This is a genomic window from Paenibacillus zeirhizosphaerae (assembly GCF_030705605.1).
GTDB lineage: Bacteria > Bacillota > Bacilli > Paenibacillales > Paenibacillaceae > Paenibacillus > Paenibacillus zeirhizosphaerae.
Map to the genome: position 1 here is coordinate 173537 of NZ_JAPCKK010000006.1, position 17449 is coordinate 190985.

15 protein-coding genes are annotated in these 17449 nt (G+C 51.8%); 11 read left to right on the plus strand and 4 right to left on the minus strand.

The genetic code is table 11. The annotated features are described in order from the left end of the window. Window positions 1-71: 71 nt before the first annotated feature. Together OIN60_RS03680 and OIN60_RS03685 are read right to left on the minus strand one after the other, a co-directional pair. Entirely contained in the window at window positions 72-1631 is a 1560-nt protein-coding gene (locus OIN60_RS03680; RefSeq protein WP_305753523.1) for a helix-turn-helix domain-containing protein, read from the minus strand. Next, entirely contained in the window at window positions 1628-3385 is a 1758-nt protein-coding gene (locus OIN60_RS03685) for a cache domain-containing sensor histidine kinase (protein ID WP_305753524.1), read from the minus strand. Before OIN60_RS03685 ends, OIN60_RS03680 begins: the two co-directional genes overlap by 4 nt. A 316-nt stretch (window positions 3386-3701) precedes the next feature. Between OIN60_RS03685 and OIN60_RS03690 the strand changes: the two genes are divergently transcribed. The 5 genes from OIN60_RS03690 (at window position 3702) to OIN60_RS03710 (ending at window position 7412) form a co-directional block, all read left to right on the plus strand. Continuing rightward, the gene (locus OIN60_RS03690) at window positions 3702-4406 is read left to right on the plus strand and encodes a methionine ABC transporter ATP-binding protein (RefSeq protein ID WP_305753525.1); all 705 of its coding nucleotides are present in this window, start codon (window positions 3702-3704) and stop codon (window positions 4404-4406) included. Further along, complete coding sequence (locus tag OIN60_RS03695; RefSeq protein WP_305753526.1) at window positions 4399-5073, plus strand: methionine ABC transporter permease; 675 nt, start codon at window positions 4399-4401, stop codon at window positions 5071-5073. The genes OIN60_RS03690 and OIN60_RS03695 overlap by 8 nt, the downstream gene beginning before the upstream one ends. 64 nt (window positions 5074-5137) lie before the next feature. Further along, window positions 5138-5980 carry a MetQ/NlpA family ABC transporter substrate-binding protein gene (locus OIN60_RS03700; RefSeq protein WP_305753546.1) on the plus strand — a complete coding sequence of 281 codons (843 nt, stop codon included), beginning with the start codon at window positions 5138-5140 and terminating at the stop codon, window positions 5978-5980. Between the two features lie 203 nt (window positions 5981-6183). Then, a complete protein-coding gene (locus OIN60_RS03705) occupies window positions 6184-6594 on the plus strand; it encodes a hypothetical protein (protein ID WP_305753527.1) in 411 nt (136 codons plus the stop codon). After that, window positions 6594-7412 (plus strand): HipA domain-containing protein, encoded by an 819-nt coding sequence (locus tag OIN60_RS03710; RefSeq protein ID WP_305753528.1) that lies wholly within the window; start codon window positions 6594-6596, stop codon window positions 7410-7412. The genes OIN60_RS03705 and OIN60_RS03710 overlap by 1 nt, the downstream gene beginning before the upstream one ends. A gap of 81 nt (window positions 7413-7493) precedes the next feature. Here OIN60_RS03710 and OIN60_RS03715 read toward each other — a convergent pair whose 3' ends face one another. Then, complete coding sequence (locus OIN60_RS03715) at window positions 7494-8657, minus strand: acyl-CoA dehydrogenase family protein (RefSeq protein WP_305753529.1); 1164 nt, start codon at window positions 8655-8657, stop codon at window positions 7494-7496. Between the two features lie 311 nt (window positions 8658-8968). On the opposite strand from OIN60_RS03715, the gene OIN60_RS03720 reads away from it, so the two are divergent. Together OIN60_RS03720 and OIN60_RS03725 are read left to right on the plus strand one after the other, a co-directional pair. Beyond that, window positions 8969-12289: a DEAD/DEAH box helicase gene (locus tag OIN60_RS03720; protein ID WP_305753530.1), complete on the plus strand. Its 3321-nt coding sequence runs from the start codon at window positions 8969-8971 to the stop codon at window positions 12287-12289. Window positions 12290-12316: 27 nt separating this feature from the next. After that, window positions 12317-12871, plus strand: coding sequence for an SLOG family protein (locus tag OIN60_RS03725; protein WP_305753547.1), 555 nt, complete (start codon window positions 12317-12319; stop codon window positions 12869-12871). Window positions 12872-13080: 209 nt separating this feature from the next. Here the strand turns inward: OIN60_RS03725 and OIN60_RS03730 are convergent, their stop codons facing one another. Then, window positions 13081-13338 carry a hypothetical protein gene (locus OIN60_RS03730; RefSeq protein ID WP_305753531.1) on the minus strand — a complete coding sequence of 86 codons (258 nt, stop codon included), beginning with the start codon at window positions 13336-13338 and terminating at the stop codon, window positions 13081-13083. A 137-nt stretch (window positions 13339-13475) separates the two neighbouring features. Between OIN60_RS03730 and OIN60_RS03735 the strand changes: the two genes are divergently transcribed. The 4 genes from OIN60_RS03735 to OIN60_RS03750 all read left to right on the plus strand — a co-directional run bounded on the left by OIN60_RS03735 (window position 13476) and on the right by OIN60_RS03750 (window position 17190). Further along, the gene (locus OIN60_RS03735; protein WP_305753532.1) at window positions 13476-14981 is read left to right on the plus strand and encodes an alpha/beta hydrolase family protein; all 1506 of its coding nucleotides are present in this window, start codon (window positions 13476-13478) and stop codon (window positions 14979-14981) included. Window positions 14982-15086: 105 nt separating this feature from the next. Next, the gene (locus OIN60_RS03740) at window positions 15087-15302 is read left to right on the plus strand and encodes a hypothetical protein (RefSeq protein ID WP_305753533.1); all 216 of its coding nucleotides are present in this window, start codon (window positions 15087-15089) and stop codon (window positions 15300-15302) included. A gap of 116 nt (window positions 15303-15418) precedes the next feature. Further along, entirely contained in the window at window positions 15419-15655 is a 237-nt protein-coding gene (locus tag OIN60_RS03745; RefSeq protein WP_305753534.1) for an HPr family phosphocarrier protein, read from the plus strand. Between the two features lie 161 nt (window positions 15656-15816). Next, window positions 15817-17190 (plus strand): MATE family efflux transporter, encoded by a 1374-nt coding sequence (locus OIN60_RS03750; protein WP_305753535.1) that lies wholly within the window; start codon window positions 15817-15819, stop codon window positions 17188-17190. Window positions 17191-17449: the final 259 nt, after the last annotated feature.

Sequence of the window (17449 nt, forward strand, 5' to 3'; positions counted from 1 at the left end):
TGTTTCTCCTATAATATAAAAACTCCCGCCCCCAGGTAAGGGGAGAGAGTTAAGGGGAGGGGGGATAAAATTCAGCAGTTGCTGCGATACTCTGACGGAGTGAGTCCGGTATGCCGCTTGAACAACTGAGTGAAATATTTCATATCCTCATACCCAACGCTTCTGGCAATCTCCTTGACGCGGAGCGTGGTCCCCGACAACGCGGCCATGGCCCTCTCCATTCGTTCGGCTGTAATAAATTCGATGTAGTTCCTTCCGGTTTCTCGCTTGAACAAATCGCTTAAATAATTTGGATGAACATGGGTATGAGCGGCAACCTGCTGCAGGGTGATGTTGTGGACGAGGTTACCGCGAATAAAGGCGATCGCCTCTTTAATATACCGGTTGGTATTGTCAGACCATGTCAGATAAATGTCCATCATTTCCTCCAGATGGCGGGTAAGCACTCCTTCGGGGTCGCTAAGCAGCGTCTTCAGCGAGGGCACCCGCAGTCCGGCGGCTGGCATTTCTGCTCCGCTCTCCCGGGCGGAACGCTCAAGCCAGCGGTAGCCTGTCATGAGCAGCAGTTGGATATAGGCATGGAAGGATTCTGGAGTGGCCTGCGGATTGGCTTGGGCTTCTGTGCACAATTCTTCCGCCAGAAGGTGCAGGTTATCCCGCTCTCCGCTCTTAAGCGCTCGTATGAGACGGGCTTCATCTTCCGGGGAGCGGGCCAAATCGATTCCTTTCCGTCCCTGTACCTGCTCGGACGTTACCAGCCTGCCGCCGCCTACGAACCCACGATAGCCATGAGTCTGCTTCGCCTGGATATAGGAGGCGTGGAGCTGCTGAAGGCTCTGAACCACCGGGCCGGCGGAAATGAACAGGCGTTGGTCCAGCTTTCGCTCAATGTGGCCGGCTGCCTCCAGAAGCTTGCTGTTAGGATTAGTGACGGCATGGAGGCTAATGACAGCCAGCATGTTATGCTCCTGCCGGAGCATGGCAGCAGGGAACAGACGCTTCAAATGCTGTTCTACAGATGACACAGCCTCATCCGTAAGGCTGACCTGCTGTCCGGAATCGGAGAGTAAGGATATCATCAATACCTGCAGCGGCGGCAAAGGCTTGTCCAGGGAGGAGCCTATTCCAGCCAGCAGGCTGTCTAATTCGTTCTGCTTCCCGCTTGCGGGTATGCGCCCGTTCAGTAGGAGGTCCTCCAGGACGCCGTTTTGCCGGATTCTATGTTCATCCGCTTTGTTTTTTAGCCTCTGCTGGCTTCTGCTCAGAATGCGGCTGCGCGCTTTAACGGCTGCGTTAATAATTTCTTCAGGGCTGCTTGTTTTCAAAATGTAATCGGCCACTCCGTAGCGGATCGCCTGCTGTGTAAATTGAAATTGATCATGAACGGAGAGCACGACGATCTCGGTTTGCGGGTAGGCTTCCTTAATTTCAGCGGTCATATCCAGTCCATTCTTGCCTGTCATCTGAATGTCGGTAAATACAATCTGGGGCTGCTCGCCCGGGAAGCGGAGGAGCGCTTCTTCCGCGGAGGCGGCAGGCTTAAGCAGCGTAAAACCATGCTCCTTCCAGGGGATTACGGTGCTGAGGCCTCTGCGTATGATGACCTCATCGTCCACGATCAGCAGCTTCATGATTCATCTCCTCCAATATAGGGAATGGTAAACGAAATCTTGGTGCCGCGGCCTTCCGCGCTTTGGACCTGAAGGCCCTCATTTCCGGAATAATGCATCGTAAGACGGCTGTGCACATTCCGAAGTCCGTAGCTTCCGCTGCCGGAACGCGGCCGTCTGGTCAGTGTCAAAGAAGAATGGAGCTGTCTCAATACATGAGGGCTCATGCCCACTCCGTTATCCTGTACGGTAAAGACCATCCCGCTGCCCGATGATCTTACCCTTATGCTTATGCGGCCCTGCTCTCCGGTTTGCAGAACACCGTGCAGGATCGCATTCTCGATCAGCGGCTGCAGCAGCAGCTTGAGCGTTTTTTTATGCAGGCAATCAGGATCGACCCTGAAATCTACTGTAAATTGATCCGGGTAACGAATGGATTGAATCTGTATATAACTTTCCACATGGGCGATTTCCTGCTGGACCTCACAGAATTCTTCGCCCTGGTTCAGACTGAAGCGCAGAAAGCTGCTTAACGAGTCAACCATCGACGCAATGCCATTATCTCTGTTCATCAAGGCCATCCAGTGTACAGAGGCAAGCGTATTGTAAAGAAAATGAGGATTGATTTGAGCCTGCAGTGCAAGCAAATCAGCTTCCTTTTTACGCGCCTCGTTCTCCTTGACCTGTGCGGTCAGGCGGCGGATGCGGCGGCTTAAGCGGTTATAACTGATGATAAGCTGGCCAATCTCATCCGTGGAGGGAACGGGGAGCTTGGCCTCCAGATTGCCCTGTTTCAGGAATACAGTCAGCCGGTGCAGCGGCTTGGTAATGCTGGAGATTAGAAAGAGCAGGATCGCTGCAATGATGAAGGCCGCAGCCGCAATGACCAGGGCGGTCAGCCGCAGCAGATACTGGTTCTCGCTGCTGTATTGGGCGAAAGGGATGACCCCTAACAGCACCCAATCTGTATTTGGCATTTTATAATACATAAGGGTCTTCCGATCACTGCCCTTTCCGTAATTCAGGAAGCCGGAAGGAGCCTCCGGCAGATGGATTCCGGGAAAGAGCGCAGCCAAGCTCCGCGCCCCGGGGACCTGCTCCTGTCCGGCTATAATGCGGTTGTCCCCATCCAGCAGCAGCACATACCCGTCGCCTTCCATGCCGGATTGGCGGAGATAGCGTGAGATCACAGATTGATTCAGGCTGATGGTAAGGTACCCAAGCGGCATGTAAGTATAGGTGCTGCGGATTGGCCGTGTCAGCGTAATCGTATTCCCGGCTGGGTTCGATCCTTTCTCATTCGAAGGGATGGACCAGACCTTTTCCGGGAGTTCCCCTTCGGAGAACGGGCCGTTCTCTGGTAGAGTAAATGAGAGCCCTTCAAATGGTTTGGACGAATAAGATATGACTTCCTTGTTGTCGTCCGGAATGATGCTGATATTCGCGATATAATCCTTGGAGAAGACCAGGTTGGTTAGAAACACGATAATGGATGTGCGAAGTACGACATTGCCGCGGGAAGCGCGCAGATACTGCTGTACGTCTTCATCACCGATCAGGAAAATGGACATGCTTTCGACATCCTTAACCATCAACTGGAGCTGCGTATCGAGCTGGCGCAGGATGTTCATGCCTGTAAGCTTGGCTTTTTCTTCTGAGAGGGAAGATGCGGTATCGTATGAAAAAAAACCTAAAGAAATAATGGGAACAATCATAGCCAGAATTAAAATAAAGGACAGCTTTCTCTTTAAAGACCGGCCAAGCCATTGATTCACTCGCCCCCCTCCTTTGATCAAACGAAGCAATAGAATAACTGAATGTCATGAAAAATAACATTCAATGGGTGAAAATTCTGTCGATACGATTCTGGAAAAGATAATATGTCATGAATAATAACATTATTTTCGTGTTTTTTGCATAGAAACTATGAATATAATATTCTTTGTACCGTACTTTCTAGTACTGTGGTATGATTAGGACTTGGTATTAACTCTAACAAGCCGCTCGTACAGACCGTTGATGGTCCTGCGGGCTTTCTTCATGTGTGTGTGCGGGTGGTCAGATTTAACGCGGCAGGAGGAGCAGGCTCCCATGATTTCTTTGCAGCAGGTAAGCAAAACCTTCAAGGACCGAGGCGGTTCCTTTAATGCTGTGCAATCGGTCAGCCTTGAGGTGGGTACAGGAGAAATACACGGTATCATCGGCGCCAGTGGAGCCGGTAAATCCACTTTGCTGCGTATGATTAATGTCCTGGAGCGTCCGGATCAGGGCAAGGTCTTTGTAGGGGACAAGGAGCTGACAGCCCTCGCCACCCGGCAGCTCCGCAAGGCCAGACACTCGATCGGCATGATCTTCCAGCAGTACAACCTTGTGCTTAACCGTACCGTCAGCCGGAATATCTCCATGGCGATGGAGCTTGCCGGGGTGCCGAAGCCGGAGCGGTTAGCACGTATCGACGAATGTCTGAGGTTTGTAGGGCTGGAGGATAAAGCGAACCAGTATCCCTCACAGCTCAGCGGCGGACAGATGCAGCGGGTGGCGATTGCAAGAGCGCTGGCCAACAGTCCGCAGGTGCTGCTTTGTGACGAGCCGACTTCCGCGCTGGATCCGCAGACAACCGCAGACATTCTGGAGGTGCTGCGCCATGTGAATCAGACCTACGGTGTTACCATCCTCATTGTGACGCATGATATGAATGTTGTGAAGAGGATATGCAGCCGGGTGTCGGTCATGGAGCAGGGGAAAATTGTGCGGACGGCTGCGGTGGCAGATGGGGAGGGACTGGACGATGCTTGAGCAGATGCTGGCAGATGTCGTGAAATATCAATCCGAAATCTGGCAGGCCATTGGTGAAACCTTCGTCATGGTCAGCATTTCCATACTGGCGGCGCTGCTGGTCGGTCTGCCGCTGGGGACTGTTTTGTTTTTGTGCAGAAAAGGACAGCCTTACGCGAATCGTCTGCTGTTTACGGTTCTGGACACCTTCGTGAATATTGTCCGCTCGTTTCCGTTTCTGCTGTTGGTCGTATTCCTGATTCCATTTACACGCCTGGTCGTGGGAACGGCTCTGGGTACACTGGCTGCGACCGTGCCTCTGGCTGTGGTGGCGATTGCCTATTACGCAAGACTGGTGGAGCAATCTCTGCTGGACGTTCCGCGCGGAGTGATGGAAGCCGCCTCCTCGATGGGGGCCTCGACGATCCAGATGATCGTTAAATTCCTGTATGTGGAAGCACGCTCCGGGCTTGTCCTGGGACTGACCACCGCCACGATCAGCTTCATTTCCTACTCCACGGTTATGGGGGTTGTCGGCGGAGGGGGCGTGGGGGATTTTGCCATCCGGTACGGATATCAGCGCTTTGAGACGGAAATTATGGTATTTACGATTATCATTATGATTATTCTGGTGCAAGCGATCCAATTTGCCGGCAGTGCACTGTCCAGGCTGTTGGATAAACGGTAACAGGAAGGGCTTTTGACTGGAAGTAGAAAAAGAATAATAGACGGGGGTTTATTCCATGCGAAATATGAAAAACAAAATGATATTCATGCTGCTGGCGGTTATGATGCTAATCGTAGCCGGCTGCGGACAGCAGTCCGCTCCATCCGGGAATGCAGGGGAGGCCGGTCAGACCACGGAAGCCAAGGAGGAAGTGACGCTCAAGGTAGCTACGCTGATTCCGCCGATGACTGAGGTGCTTGATCTGGTGAAGCCGCTGCTCAAGGAGGACGGCATCAACCTGGAGGTTGTAGTGCTGTCTGATAACGTGCAGCCGAATACGGCGCTGGCCAGTAATGAAGTGGACGCAAACTTCTTCCAGCACGTCCCTTACATGGAACAATATAATGAAGCAAACAACACGCAGCTGGTAGGGATACAGCCGATCTACCACGCCATTTACGGCGGGTATTCCAAGCGCTACAAGAAGATTGAAGATCTGCCGGAGGGCGCTACCATCGCTATGGCGAATGACCCGTCCAACATCGGGCGCTCACTGGTCATGTTTGAGAAGAACGGTCTCATTAAACTGAAGGAAGGGGTAGGCATCAACGCGACCCAGGCGGATATCGTAGACAATCCGAAGAACTTTAAGTTCGAGGAGGTCGATCTGCTGATGCTGGCCCGCACGCTGGATGACGTCGATCTGGTGGCCATGACTCCCGCGTATGCCGCCCCGCTTGGCTTGACGCCGAAGAAGGATGCATTGATCACGGAGGATGTGGATTCCAAATTTGCGATCACCCTGGTTGCGCGCGAGGATAACAAGGATTCCGAGGCCATCCGCAAGCTGGCGGAGCGAATGAGTGGTCCTGAGGTGAAGAAGTTCTTTGAGGATAATTACGCCGATATTGCGATTCCTGCGTTTTAATGCTCTTTACGCATAGCAGCCCGCCGCGAAAGCTGAACCAAGCTTTCACGGTGGGTTTTTTGTCTTTTATGAAGATTCCGGCTGAGCTCTAGCAGATAGCTGGCTTATTGGGCATTTAGGAACAGCCCTATACAATAGTGTATAGTGGATTACATAATGACCTGCATTTTGAACAACCAGATTAAAGATAGGGGGTATGTCTTATGCCAAATGTGTTTTTTCAACCTGAAAAGTATCCATTTATGTATAAAGAAGAGGTAGTTGGCAGCATTGTGATCGATTGTGATCATGAAGGGGAATACACGTATTCATTGGATTTGACGCAAGAAGGCCATATTCCCTGGGCGTTTAAAGACAGGAACGGAAAGTTTATCCCCCCAGGCGCCGGGCGCTTACACCATGCGGTCATAAAAACCTGGTTGGAAGAGAGAATATTCCCGCCTGAACGACATAATGCAGAGCAATTGTTAAAAGAGCTCGGTTTGCCCGAATATGATACTTTGGCTGTTCTGAAAAAGACGCGTGGTGCCGTGCCTGGAAACCCTTACTGGATTCAATTCCATCCTGAGGACACTTATAGATCTGTTATTCTCGATAAATGGGGGACTGGCTGATGCTCTATGTGGAGGATTTAATGGAGTTGAGCAGTTCGATTTCAAGCGCGGGCGTTTTAACAAAGTGGATGGATCCCAAAAATAATACGTATATAAAAACTTCTGCTTACAATAACGAGACTAAGGAGTATCACGTTGAGGCTGTGATGGAGTGCCTGGCCAGCGACATTGGCAGATTAATAGGAGTTTCTGTAGTTGATTACTGGTTGGACGAGTTGGACATGGGGGATTCGGAGATCTTGGTTTGCGTAAGCGAGGATTACAAAATGAAAACTCCCTACAGAGATAAAATCTCCGTAAGCTCTTACCTGGTAAGTAGAGGGCTGGAGGGAGCGGTTCGCTCGGACCGATACAGAAGTCTTGTAGCAGAGTTTCCCGAGATTAGGGAAAGCCTGGACAGATTAATAGTGTTCGATTACTTGATTGACAATTATGACCGGCATATGAGAAATGTTGAGCTTCTCAGCTTGGGAGACGGATCGGTACGTCTCGCCCCATTGTTTGATAACGGGTCGTCTTTGCTGGCTGATTGGGTTACCGAGCAGGACTTAGCCGATTTGGAGGAATCCGAAGAGCTGTTTGAGGAACATATCATTCATGCAGAAACCCAATCCAAGTGCTTTGCCCATGATCACAGATCAGAACTGATGCTGGTGGATAAGTCTGTTTTCCGGAATATTAATCTTTCGATAACGGATGAAGAATGGGAGCAAGTTACATGGAAATATGCGCCATATCTAAGCCCTTTAAGGCTTAAAATGATTTACAGGCTTGTGACAACCCGATATTCTAATTTATTGCGTTTTGCTGCAAAATGATATAAGCAAAAAAATAGACCGCCGCCTCCAACTCAGGCGAGGGCGGTCTATCCGTATTACAGAGCCGACAGATTCCCCCGGTTAGCCCTGCTGTCGTTCCTTCAGGGCAGTGGCTGCCAGCATCTGCATGACCGTATTGTCCATCGGCGGGTTATGCAATCCTGCGCGCACATCGCGGTAATAGCGCTCTAAGGGTAGTGTTCTGGACAAGCTGGTGCCTCCTACAACCCGCATCGCAAGGTCAACGACCTTCAAGGCGCTGTGTGTCACGGTGTATTTGGCAAGGCCCAGCTCAGGACGCAGCTCGGGGCGGAGCGCTTCATGGTGGTCCCAGCGGTCTGCCGTGGCATAGAGGAGACAGCGGGCCGTCCGCAGCTCGGCCTCCATCTGGCCGATGGACTGCTGCACGAGCGGCAGCTCGGCAATGGGGCCCTGAATCGAGCTAGGCTTGTAATTTGCCGCAAAATCCACCGCAAAATCACGCGCCGCCAAAGCAATCCCCATATAGCAGGCTGGAATATGCAGGTACCAGCCGCCGCCTTCATCGGCTCCTTTGCCGGGAATGCGTGTATCCGCAGCCGCAAAGGCTTGGTCGAGCACGATATCATGGCTGCCGGTGCCACGCATGCCGAGCGTATCCCAGGTTTCTTCCATGCTCACACGGTCGTTGACCTGTACCAGAAATTCACCTACTGTATCTTCTTCCGGGATGTAGGCAGTCACGACAAAGCGGTCAAGAATAGGCGAGAGGGTGCTGAAGGTTTTGCGCCCGCTAATCAGCCACCCGCCATCGGTACGGACAGCGGTCGTCTCCGGTCTGCCGCCCCGGCTCGGACTACCGGATGAAGCCTCGCTGGCGAATACATTCAGCATAGCGCCTTGCTCTACCACATCACGGCAGAAGGCGGCAAACAGCGCCTCCGGCCATTTACCCGACGTTCTCAGATACAATATCTGTCCGAGATGCCAACCGACGCCAAGCGCCGTGGAGCCGTCACCGTATGCCAGTCGTTCCTGGGCCTGCACCATCTCATAGAGTGAAATTTCATCTCCGCCATAAGCCTTTGGCACGGTAAGCTGCAAGTATCCGGCTTTTCGCAGGTCTGCAAAATTTTCGAACGGGAAAGACCCCTCACGGTCATGCTGTGCGGCTCTTGCGGCAAATGAGGCGGCCAGCTTATCGATCTTCGCAGCTCTCTGCTGTTCAGCCTCGTTTCGTATATATTGATCCATAAATCGGCTCATATCTATGGTCCACTCCTTCGCAGTGTCTGTGGAGGCATCCAGAAACAACCTCTTCTATTCAGAGTTTACCACAGCATGGGGTTATCGCTTCAATAACAAACTAATCCACCCTAAAAAGATGGGTTACGCTCTGCAGATTCATTGTTGTCAGGCTGCCGCTTCCATACAGCATATTCCGAACGTCAGGTTCTGGAGACGCTGCACGGAAGCGGTTTTTGTGTTCGCACCTCAAAGCACCGCTAGACCTTCCCTTCTCTCCACTTATGCTAAAATAGAAAGAACAAGTTTATTTTCGAAAGGATTCAAATCACATGAGCTTTCAGTTGACCAAGCAGGTTATCAAGATGCTGTGCGGCCGGCTCTCTTACGAACGGGGGGAGGCTTACCAAAGCGCGGGCAGGGTGCGCTTCACAGCAATTCATTCCAATAGATCCTTCTATGAAGCCGACGTGCGGGGCAGGAAGCTTTATCAGGTCACCGTGGATATTGGGGATGGCGGAGTGCATGCTCTATGCACTTGTCCTATTCTTGAATCTTACGATAATTACTGCAAGCATATTGCCGCTGTGCTGCTGGAAATTCATGACCTTGAGCATGGCAGCAGCCCACCAGCCCGTTCCTATGCGTCTGCATTATTCCCGGAAGACCGGCAGGATCAATCAGGCCGGATGACAGAGCGGTACGCTGGCCGTGAAGCAGGGCGTGACCGTGCAGCACTGGATAAGCGTCTGACCGATAGTGTCCTGAATCTGTTCTCGGACAAGCCGCAGCTTCCGACAGGAATGCGTCCTTTGTTCGAAACACGGGAGCCGCTGCTGGCGGAATTCATCTGCAGACCGTTTCCTTATGCATATCGTAAGTACATGCTCGGAATCGAAATGAAGGTCGGCCCGAAACGGCTGTACATTGTGCAGAGAATCAGGGAGTTTCTGCAGGCCGTTGACCGGGGTCAAAGCTATGAGTTCTCCAGGCACTTTACGTATGATCCCGAACGGCACAGCTTTCCGGCCGAATATGATGCTGTGCTCCGGCAACTGCTGGACATCCATCAGCATGAGCAGTTGTACCGCGAGACAGCGGGCACTTATAGCGGAAGCGCCAAAAGCGTCAGCGGCGACCGTCTGCTGCTTGTGCCGCCTTCGGTGTGGCCGGCGCTGCATCAAGCGCTGTCCCGCATCCCGACCGTGCAATTCGAGCATGATGGAATCATGTATCAAGGAATTGAGATTTCCCATGATCCGCTGCCTCTTCATTTTGATTTCGATCAGTCGGACAAGGATGACTACCGGATGAATGTGGAAGGCCTGAACGACATGCTCATCATGGAGGCTTACGGGCTTGTCGTTCATCAAGGTAAGCTCACGTTCGTGCAGCCTGAGTATGTGAGGCGGCTGGCGGAGCTGAAGCAAATGCTTGAAACCCGCAGCAGACATCATATCCGGATCGCACCCGAGCAGATGGAGGCTTTCATGGACAAGGTGGTTCCCCGGCTGATGAAGCTCGGCAACGTGCATATTGCGCAGTCCGTGACGGAGCAGGTGGTGCATGAGCCGCTGAAAGCCAAGCTGTATCTGGACCGCGTCCGGGGCAAATTGCTGGCCGGGCTCGAATTCCGCTATGGCGAAGTTGTGATCAATCCGCTGGAAACGGACAGCCGCAGGCAGAACCCGGGGCGCATCCTGATGCGGGACAGTGAGCAGGAGCGCCGTATTCTGGAGCTGATGGACAGCAGCTCTTTTGCGACGACGGAAAGCGGCTATGTGATGGAGAATGAGGATGCGGAATTCGATTTCCTGTACCATACAGTGCCACAGTTGGAGCTGCTGATGGAGATTTATGCCACGTCCGCCGTCAAGACCAGACTCGTTCCGAAGCCTGCAGCGCCGAAAGTCCGTATCGACGTAGACGAGCGGACCAACTGGCTGGAATTCAAATTCGATATGGATGGCATTCCCGAATCAGAGATTCGTGGCGTGCTTCAATCTCTGGAGGAGAAGCGGCGGTATTACAGGCTGCCGAACGGGGCGCTGCTGCCGCTGGAGGGTGAGGAGCTGCAGGAGATGGTCCGCTTCATGAATGAAGTCGGGATTCGGAGGGGGGACCTGGAGGGAACCGATATCCGTATCCCTCTCCTGCAAGGACTTCACCTTATGGAGCAGCACGATAGCATGGGCAAAGTGAAGCTTGGCAGCACGCTGCAGCGGCTGCTGGATCATATCCGCAACCCCGACAAGCTGGAGTTTCCGGTGCCGGACAGCCTCGCCAGTGTGCTGCGGGATTACCAGTGCTTCGGATACCGCTGGCTGAAGACGCTCGCCCACTATCGGTTCGGCGGAATTCTGGCCGACGATATGGGGCTTGGCAAGACATTACAGAGCATCACTTTTATCGTCTCTGTTCTGCCCGAGATCCGGCAGGAACAGCTTCCGGCCCTCATTGTTGCTCCGGCTTCGCTCGTGTACAATTGGGCGAACGAGCTGAAGAAGTTCGCGCCGGATATCCGGGCCGTGATCGCTGACGGCAGCCGAACGGCGCGCAGCAGCCTGATACGGGATGCGTACCGGGCGGATGTGATCATTACCTCTTATCCGCTGCTGCGCATGGATGTGGACCTGTATGCGGAACAGCCATTTCATTCGCTTATTCTGGATGAAGCGCAGTCGTTCAAGAATCACTCCACCCAGACTGCGCATGCGGTGAAGGCTGTACAGGCCCGTCATCGTTTTGCTCTCACAGGTACTCCGGTGGAGAATCATCTGGAAGAGCTATGGTCGATCTATAACGCGGTGTTCCCGGAGCTCTTTCAAAGCCGCAAGGAATTCAACGATCTCACCCGGGAGCAGGTAGCACAACGTGTCCGTCCGTTCCTGCTGCGACGCTTGAAAACCGACGTATTAAAGGAGCTGCCCGAGAAGATTGAAACGGTGCAAACCTCCAGCCTGCTCGCGGATCAGAAGAAGCTGTACACAGCTTATCTGGCCAGGCTGCAGCAGGAGACGCTCAAGCATTTGAATGAGGAAGGCTTTCAGAAGAGCCGGATAAAAATACTTGCCGGACTAACCCGGCTGCGCCAAATCTGCTGCCACCCGGCTCTGTTCGTGGAGGGCTACCAAGGGCGCTCGGCCAAGTTCGAGCAGCTGCTGGACATTCTCGAAGAATGCCGCAATGCGGGCAAGCGAGCCTTGATCTTTTCCCAGTTTACCCAAATGCTCGGATTGATTGGCCGGGAGCTTGGCTACCAGGGAGTATCGCACTTTTATCTGGATGGTCAGACCCCGGCTGCGGAACGTGTCGAGCTGTGCAACCGGTTCAACGTAGGCGAACGCGACCTGTTTCTGATCTCGCTCAAGGCGGGAGGCACCGGCCTGAACCTGACAGGGGCGGATACCGTCATTCTGTATGATCTGTGGTGGAATCCGGCTGTAGAGCAGCAGGCCGCCGACCGTGCGCACCGGATGGGGCAGAAGAACATCGTGCAGGTGATCCGCCTGGTGACACAGGGAACGGTGGAGGACAAAATGTACGAGCTGCAGCAGAAAAAGAAAAATCTGATCGAAGAAGTGATCCGGCCGGGGCAGGAGGAGCTGTCCTCGATGTCGGAGGAAGAAATCCGGGAGATTCTGATGATCTAAATGTGAAGGCGGGTGAGAAGCTGTATGATGAAAAACCTGCTGGTATCGGGGTACAGGGCACATGAATTGAACATTTACAGCCAGAAGCATGAGGGCATTGCTTATATCCAAAAAGCGCTGACCTCCAAGCTGATTACGCTTGCCGAGGAAGGGCTGGAATGGGTGATTACGCCTGGGCAATATGGTGTTGATTTATGGGCATGCGAAGCGGTTATTGCGCTGAAGTCGCAGTATCCTGACCTGAAATGCTCGATTTTGGCCGCACATGCGAATATGGATGAAAAGTGGAAGGATGACCGCAAGGAATATTTTCAGCATATTCTGAAGGGTGTCGATTATTACGGGCTTGTGAGCAAGCTGCCTTATCAGGGTATCTGGCAGTTCAAGGCAAGGGATGCGCTGCTGTTCCGCAAGACCGATGGCATCCTGCTTGTCTATGATGAAGACGCTGGCGAAGGAAGTCCGCGCTTCATGAAGGAAGAGGCGCTGAAGAAGCAGCAAGAGGAAGACTATGTGTATATGAGCATCAGCTCGGAGGACATTCAGAGCATAGCCGATGAGGAACGTTTGTATATGGAGTGAACACGAGTGCACCGGGTTTTTGTTCGTGTGGTGGGACGCTCCGAGAACGAAGCATTCCTACAATCGCTGTTGACCCTTCGGGCCAAAGGCGACCGCTCCGCTTTTCCGGAATTGCTTCGTTCTCTCCGCTGCTGCGTGCAGAACCCCACCAAAATGCACGCATAAAAAATGGTGAGCTCCCGTCTTTATTATTGAAGATGGGAGCTTTTTTAATGCAGATCTTGCTCAATCTTTTCTTCGAAAATCTGATCCGCTGGAAATTTCAGATGCTTCCATCCGGCTGCTGAAATAAACAGCAGACCGATTAGAATGATCGCATAGGGCCAAAACGACCAGCCGGGATGAAGTTCAATGGCTTCGTAGCTGCTTCTGACAGCAATGGCGAGCATGCCGATCAGCAGGTACTTGATACAGAGCAGCAGCACGCCGGAAAAGGTGACAAGACAGCCGAAAATGAATTTCTTCATTAATAGGATACCCCCTTACATTAATCATCACGCAACCTTACAAGAGTGTAAGGCAATTGTCACCTAGATCAATGGTATCAACCTAGCTGCTCTTCTATATTAATCCATGGATAGGATTATTTTAAGGGGGTGTTGGCGTGAGGTTTTTTGAAATGCTGCTATTCTTTTCAAGTGCTTGTTTGTTGGCATTCCTGTTCATTTTCAATCAACGTATCCGAAGATCAGCTTTGCTCCTGACAAGCGGGGCAAGCTCCATTTTTTTAGTGATCCATTTGCTTGTCGAAGGCTACAGGGTGCAGCTTTTATTTTTATACGGATTTACGATCCTGATGCTTTCACTTTCGCTTATAGCCGTTTTCATAACGCCGAAAGTCGTTCGGACGGCCTCGCGCATCCGTAGGGTGCTGGGCCGCCTTTTTATCGTGATTGGGCTAATCGCAACGGGATGCTTCCTCTATGTGTTTCCCGTATTCGACTTTCCGGCACCAACCGGCGAGTTGAAGGTAGGCACGCAGGTCTTTCATTTCATCGATCCAAGCCGGGAGGAGACATTTGGCAAAACTGCAACAGGCAAGAGGGAATTGATGGTTCAGGTATGGTATCCGGCTCAAGCTGGCACCGGCAAGTACGCTCCCTTTATTCCCGATACCCAGATTTTACGTTATATGGCCGAGGATTATGGCCTTCCCGGGTTTACTTTTCAACACCTGAAGTACGTATCCAGTCATTCTTATCCGGGGGCCGAAGTCTCTTCGGCACAAGCTTCATATCCGCTGATTCTTGCGAATCCCGGCAACGGATCTTCCAGGTTCCTCCACACATCGCAAGCCGAAAATCTCGCGAGTCACGGATATATCGTGGCCGTGATCGACCACACCTACAATACATTTGCAACCGAGTTTCCAGACGGGCGAATCACGACCAGCACAACCGACGATTTATTCTCGCCCGCCGACGATTATCGGACGAGTAGAGGAAATCGCGACAAGTTGGGAAAAGTTCTAACCGACGATGTGACGTTTGCGCTGGACCAATTCGAGCTCATTCAATCGGGGCAGATTCCAAGTCATCTAAACGGGAGGATTGATCTCGGTCATGTCGGGGTGTTCGGTCATTCCATCGGCGGAGCGACGGCCTATGACGCTTCTTACGATCCGCGAATCGCGGCTGGAATAGACCTCGATGGAGGGCTTTATCGGCTGCGTGACAGAGAGGGTCTGCGCAAGCCGTTTTTGTTCATCACCTCGGAAAGCTATTTCGAACAATTAAAAAGAGTGATGGATAACCGGGTCTACACGGATGCAGAGCTTAACCGTATGGGCTCAACAAGAGAGTGGGAGGAGCAAGTAACGGAAGATAAGAGGTTGGAGCTTGATCGGATGCGTGAAACGGTCGACGAAGGGGGACAATTCCTCTATATCGACAATGCGGAGCATTTGAATTTTGCCGACGTACAGTTCATTTCTCCGATTTTCAACATGCTGGGCATTACAGGAAAGATTGCTCCCGCAAGAGCGAACTCCGTTATCAATGCCTATATGCTGGATTTCTTCGATAAGTATCTGAAAAATCAAGGCGGAACCTTAATGAAAGGACCGGATAGCCGCTTTCCGGAGGTGAAGTTCGTAACCCCGCGATTATAAATTATGGAACAGGCACCTCCAACATTAGAATTGCCGGTATATACATTCAATAAAGGGGAACACTAGTTCCTATAAGGCGATGATTAATTAAGGAGGCAGAAGTGAATGAACTGGAGTATGGAAAGTGTCGCTGCATTTTTTACCGAGGCCGGTTTTCCCGCCGCTTTATGCCTGATTTTGCTGAGATATGTGCTGCTGACCATTGGGGGTCGGCTGGACCGGCTGGATGCATCGGTTAAGCAGTTAACGCGTGCCGTCAAGAATGCGGAACAGGAGCAGAAGCAAGGGAAGAGCGGCAGGACACGGGCCAGAAAAGTATAAGGAATATACGGCTGAAATCAGCATTGCTCCCGCACCCGGGTAAAGGTATGATAGGGATAGGTTCCAAGCTGCTTCGAAAGGGCGGCTGGCTAATTGCAGAAAAGGGGTGCTGTCCCATGATGACACCAATCAGGGTCAAGAATGTAAAAGATATCGAGAAAATCAACAAAATCGTTTCAAATTATACGTATGACATCTGGATTCACAGCAAGAGCGGCATGGCCGACGCCAAATCGATTCTGGGTATGTATGTCCTTAAGCTGGATGAGCCTTTGACGCTGGTCGTGCCGGATCATGTGAATCCGAAGAATCTGTTCAAGGAGCTTGAGGAATTCATTCATTTTGAAAATTAATAAGCTGTATGGAAGCGGCGGGGCAATCAGCGCCGCTTTTGCTTTGCCGTGTGCATCAGATTTACACATACATAACAGGAAGCAAGGCGGAAAGACAGATTTTTATCTGAACAGAAAATCGATGAAAACGTTTGCTGTTATGTCAGGGAGGAATAACAATCGTGCAGAGTGCATCCAAGGGGATCAAGAGGATTACCGTTTTTTCAATCACATGGCCTATTTTTGTAGAGTCTTTGTTTCATATCATGATGGGTACGGTCGATACGTTTATGCTGAGCCATATTTCCGACAATGTCGTTTCGGCCGTCGGTATATCGCGGCAACTGATCGAGTTCTGTATCATTATGTTTAATTTGCTGGGCCTTGGCGTTGGCGTTATTATTGCTCAGCTTCTCGGGGGAAAAAAGGAGCTGCAGGCGAGCCAGGTTACCGCGTCGGCGATCACGGTAAACTTGATTGCAGGGCTTGTGATCAGCACGCTGTTTATTATGTTTCATAATGTGCTGCTGTCGTTTTATCACCCGACACCGGAAGTCAGCAGGCATGCGGAAATCTATATGCAGTTGGCAGGCGGGTCGCTGTTCCTGGAGGCTGTCATTTTGACGATTGGCCCGGTTGTGCGTGCGTATGGCTACACACGAGACACGATGATCGTGGGCATTGGCATGAACATCATCCATATTATAGGCAACGCTCTGCTCATCTACGGTTACTTCGGGATGCCTGAGCTGGGTGTGTTGGGAGCGGGCATTTCCACATTGGTTAGCCGCCTGATCGCATGTATCTGGATTTTTGTGTTGCTGTATAAACGGATCGGCGTCCCGATCAAGCTCAAATATTATGTTCAAATGCGTTGGCTGGAGCTGCGTGCCATGCTGACGATTGGCGTGCCCGCCGGGCTGGAATGGATGTCCTATCATCTTAGCCAGATGGCGGTGACCCGGATTGTTACCTCCATGGGGGATATTCCGCTTGCGACCCATATTTATGTGAATTCGATTGTCTACTATTTCATGATTTTCGGGATGGCAATTGGTGATGGGACGGAGATTGTGGTAGCCCGGATGATCGGGGCTCAGGAGAAGGAAAAGGCTTACCACCAACTGCTGCGCAGCTTGAAATGGGCGTTTATCATCACCATTGGTGTCATTGTGCCGGTATCCTATTTTGGCGATCATGTCATGTCGATCTTTACGGATAACCCAGTCATTATTGCGACAGGAGCCAGTGTGCTGCTGTTCTGTATTTTCCTGGAGCCGGGAAGGGTGTTCAACCATGTCGTCATCAACTCGCTGCGTGCGGCCGGGGATGTGCGCTTCCCGCTTATGATGGCCGGTATTTCCATGTGGGGCATCAAGATTCCGTTGGCCTATCTGCTGGGCATCTATTTCAATATGGGCCTGATCGGGGTATGGATCGCCCATGCGGCGGACGAGTGGGTACGAGGCGTGTTCCATTATTTCCGCTGGACAGGACGCAAATGGCAAGGCAAAACGCTGCTGCCTTCGCAGGACAGGGTTCAGGAGTCGATTTGAGGACTACCAGAGTCGTGGGAAACGTTGGAACAACTGGGATTTTCGGTTGTTCTTGTTAAGTTGGGGGATGCACAAAAGCAGCGGAGAGGACGAAGCAATTCCGGAAAAGCGGAGCGGTCCCCTTTGGCCCGGAGGGTCAACAGTTATTATGAACGAGACAGACTCCCACGTACTTGCAATATCTTAGGTTACTTTGGCAATACAGGTAGTATAAGGGCCTGCGATCCAAAGCAGAGCTAAATTGCAAAGGAGAGTCTGT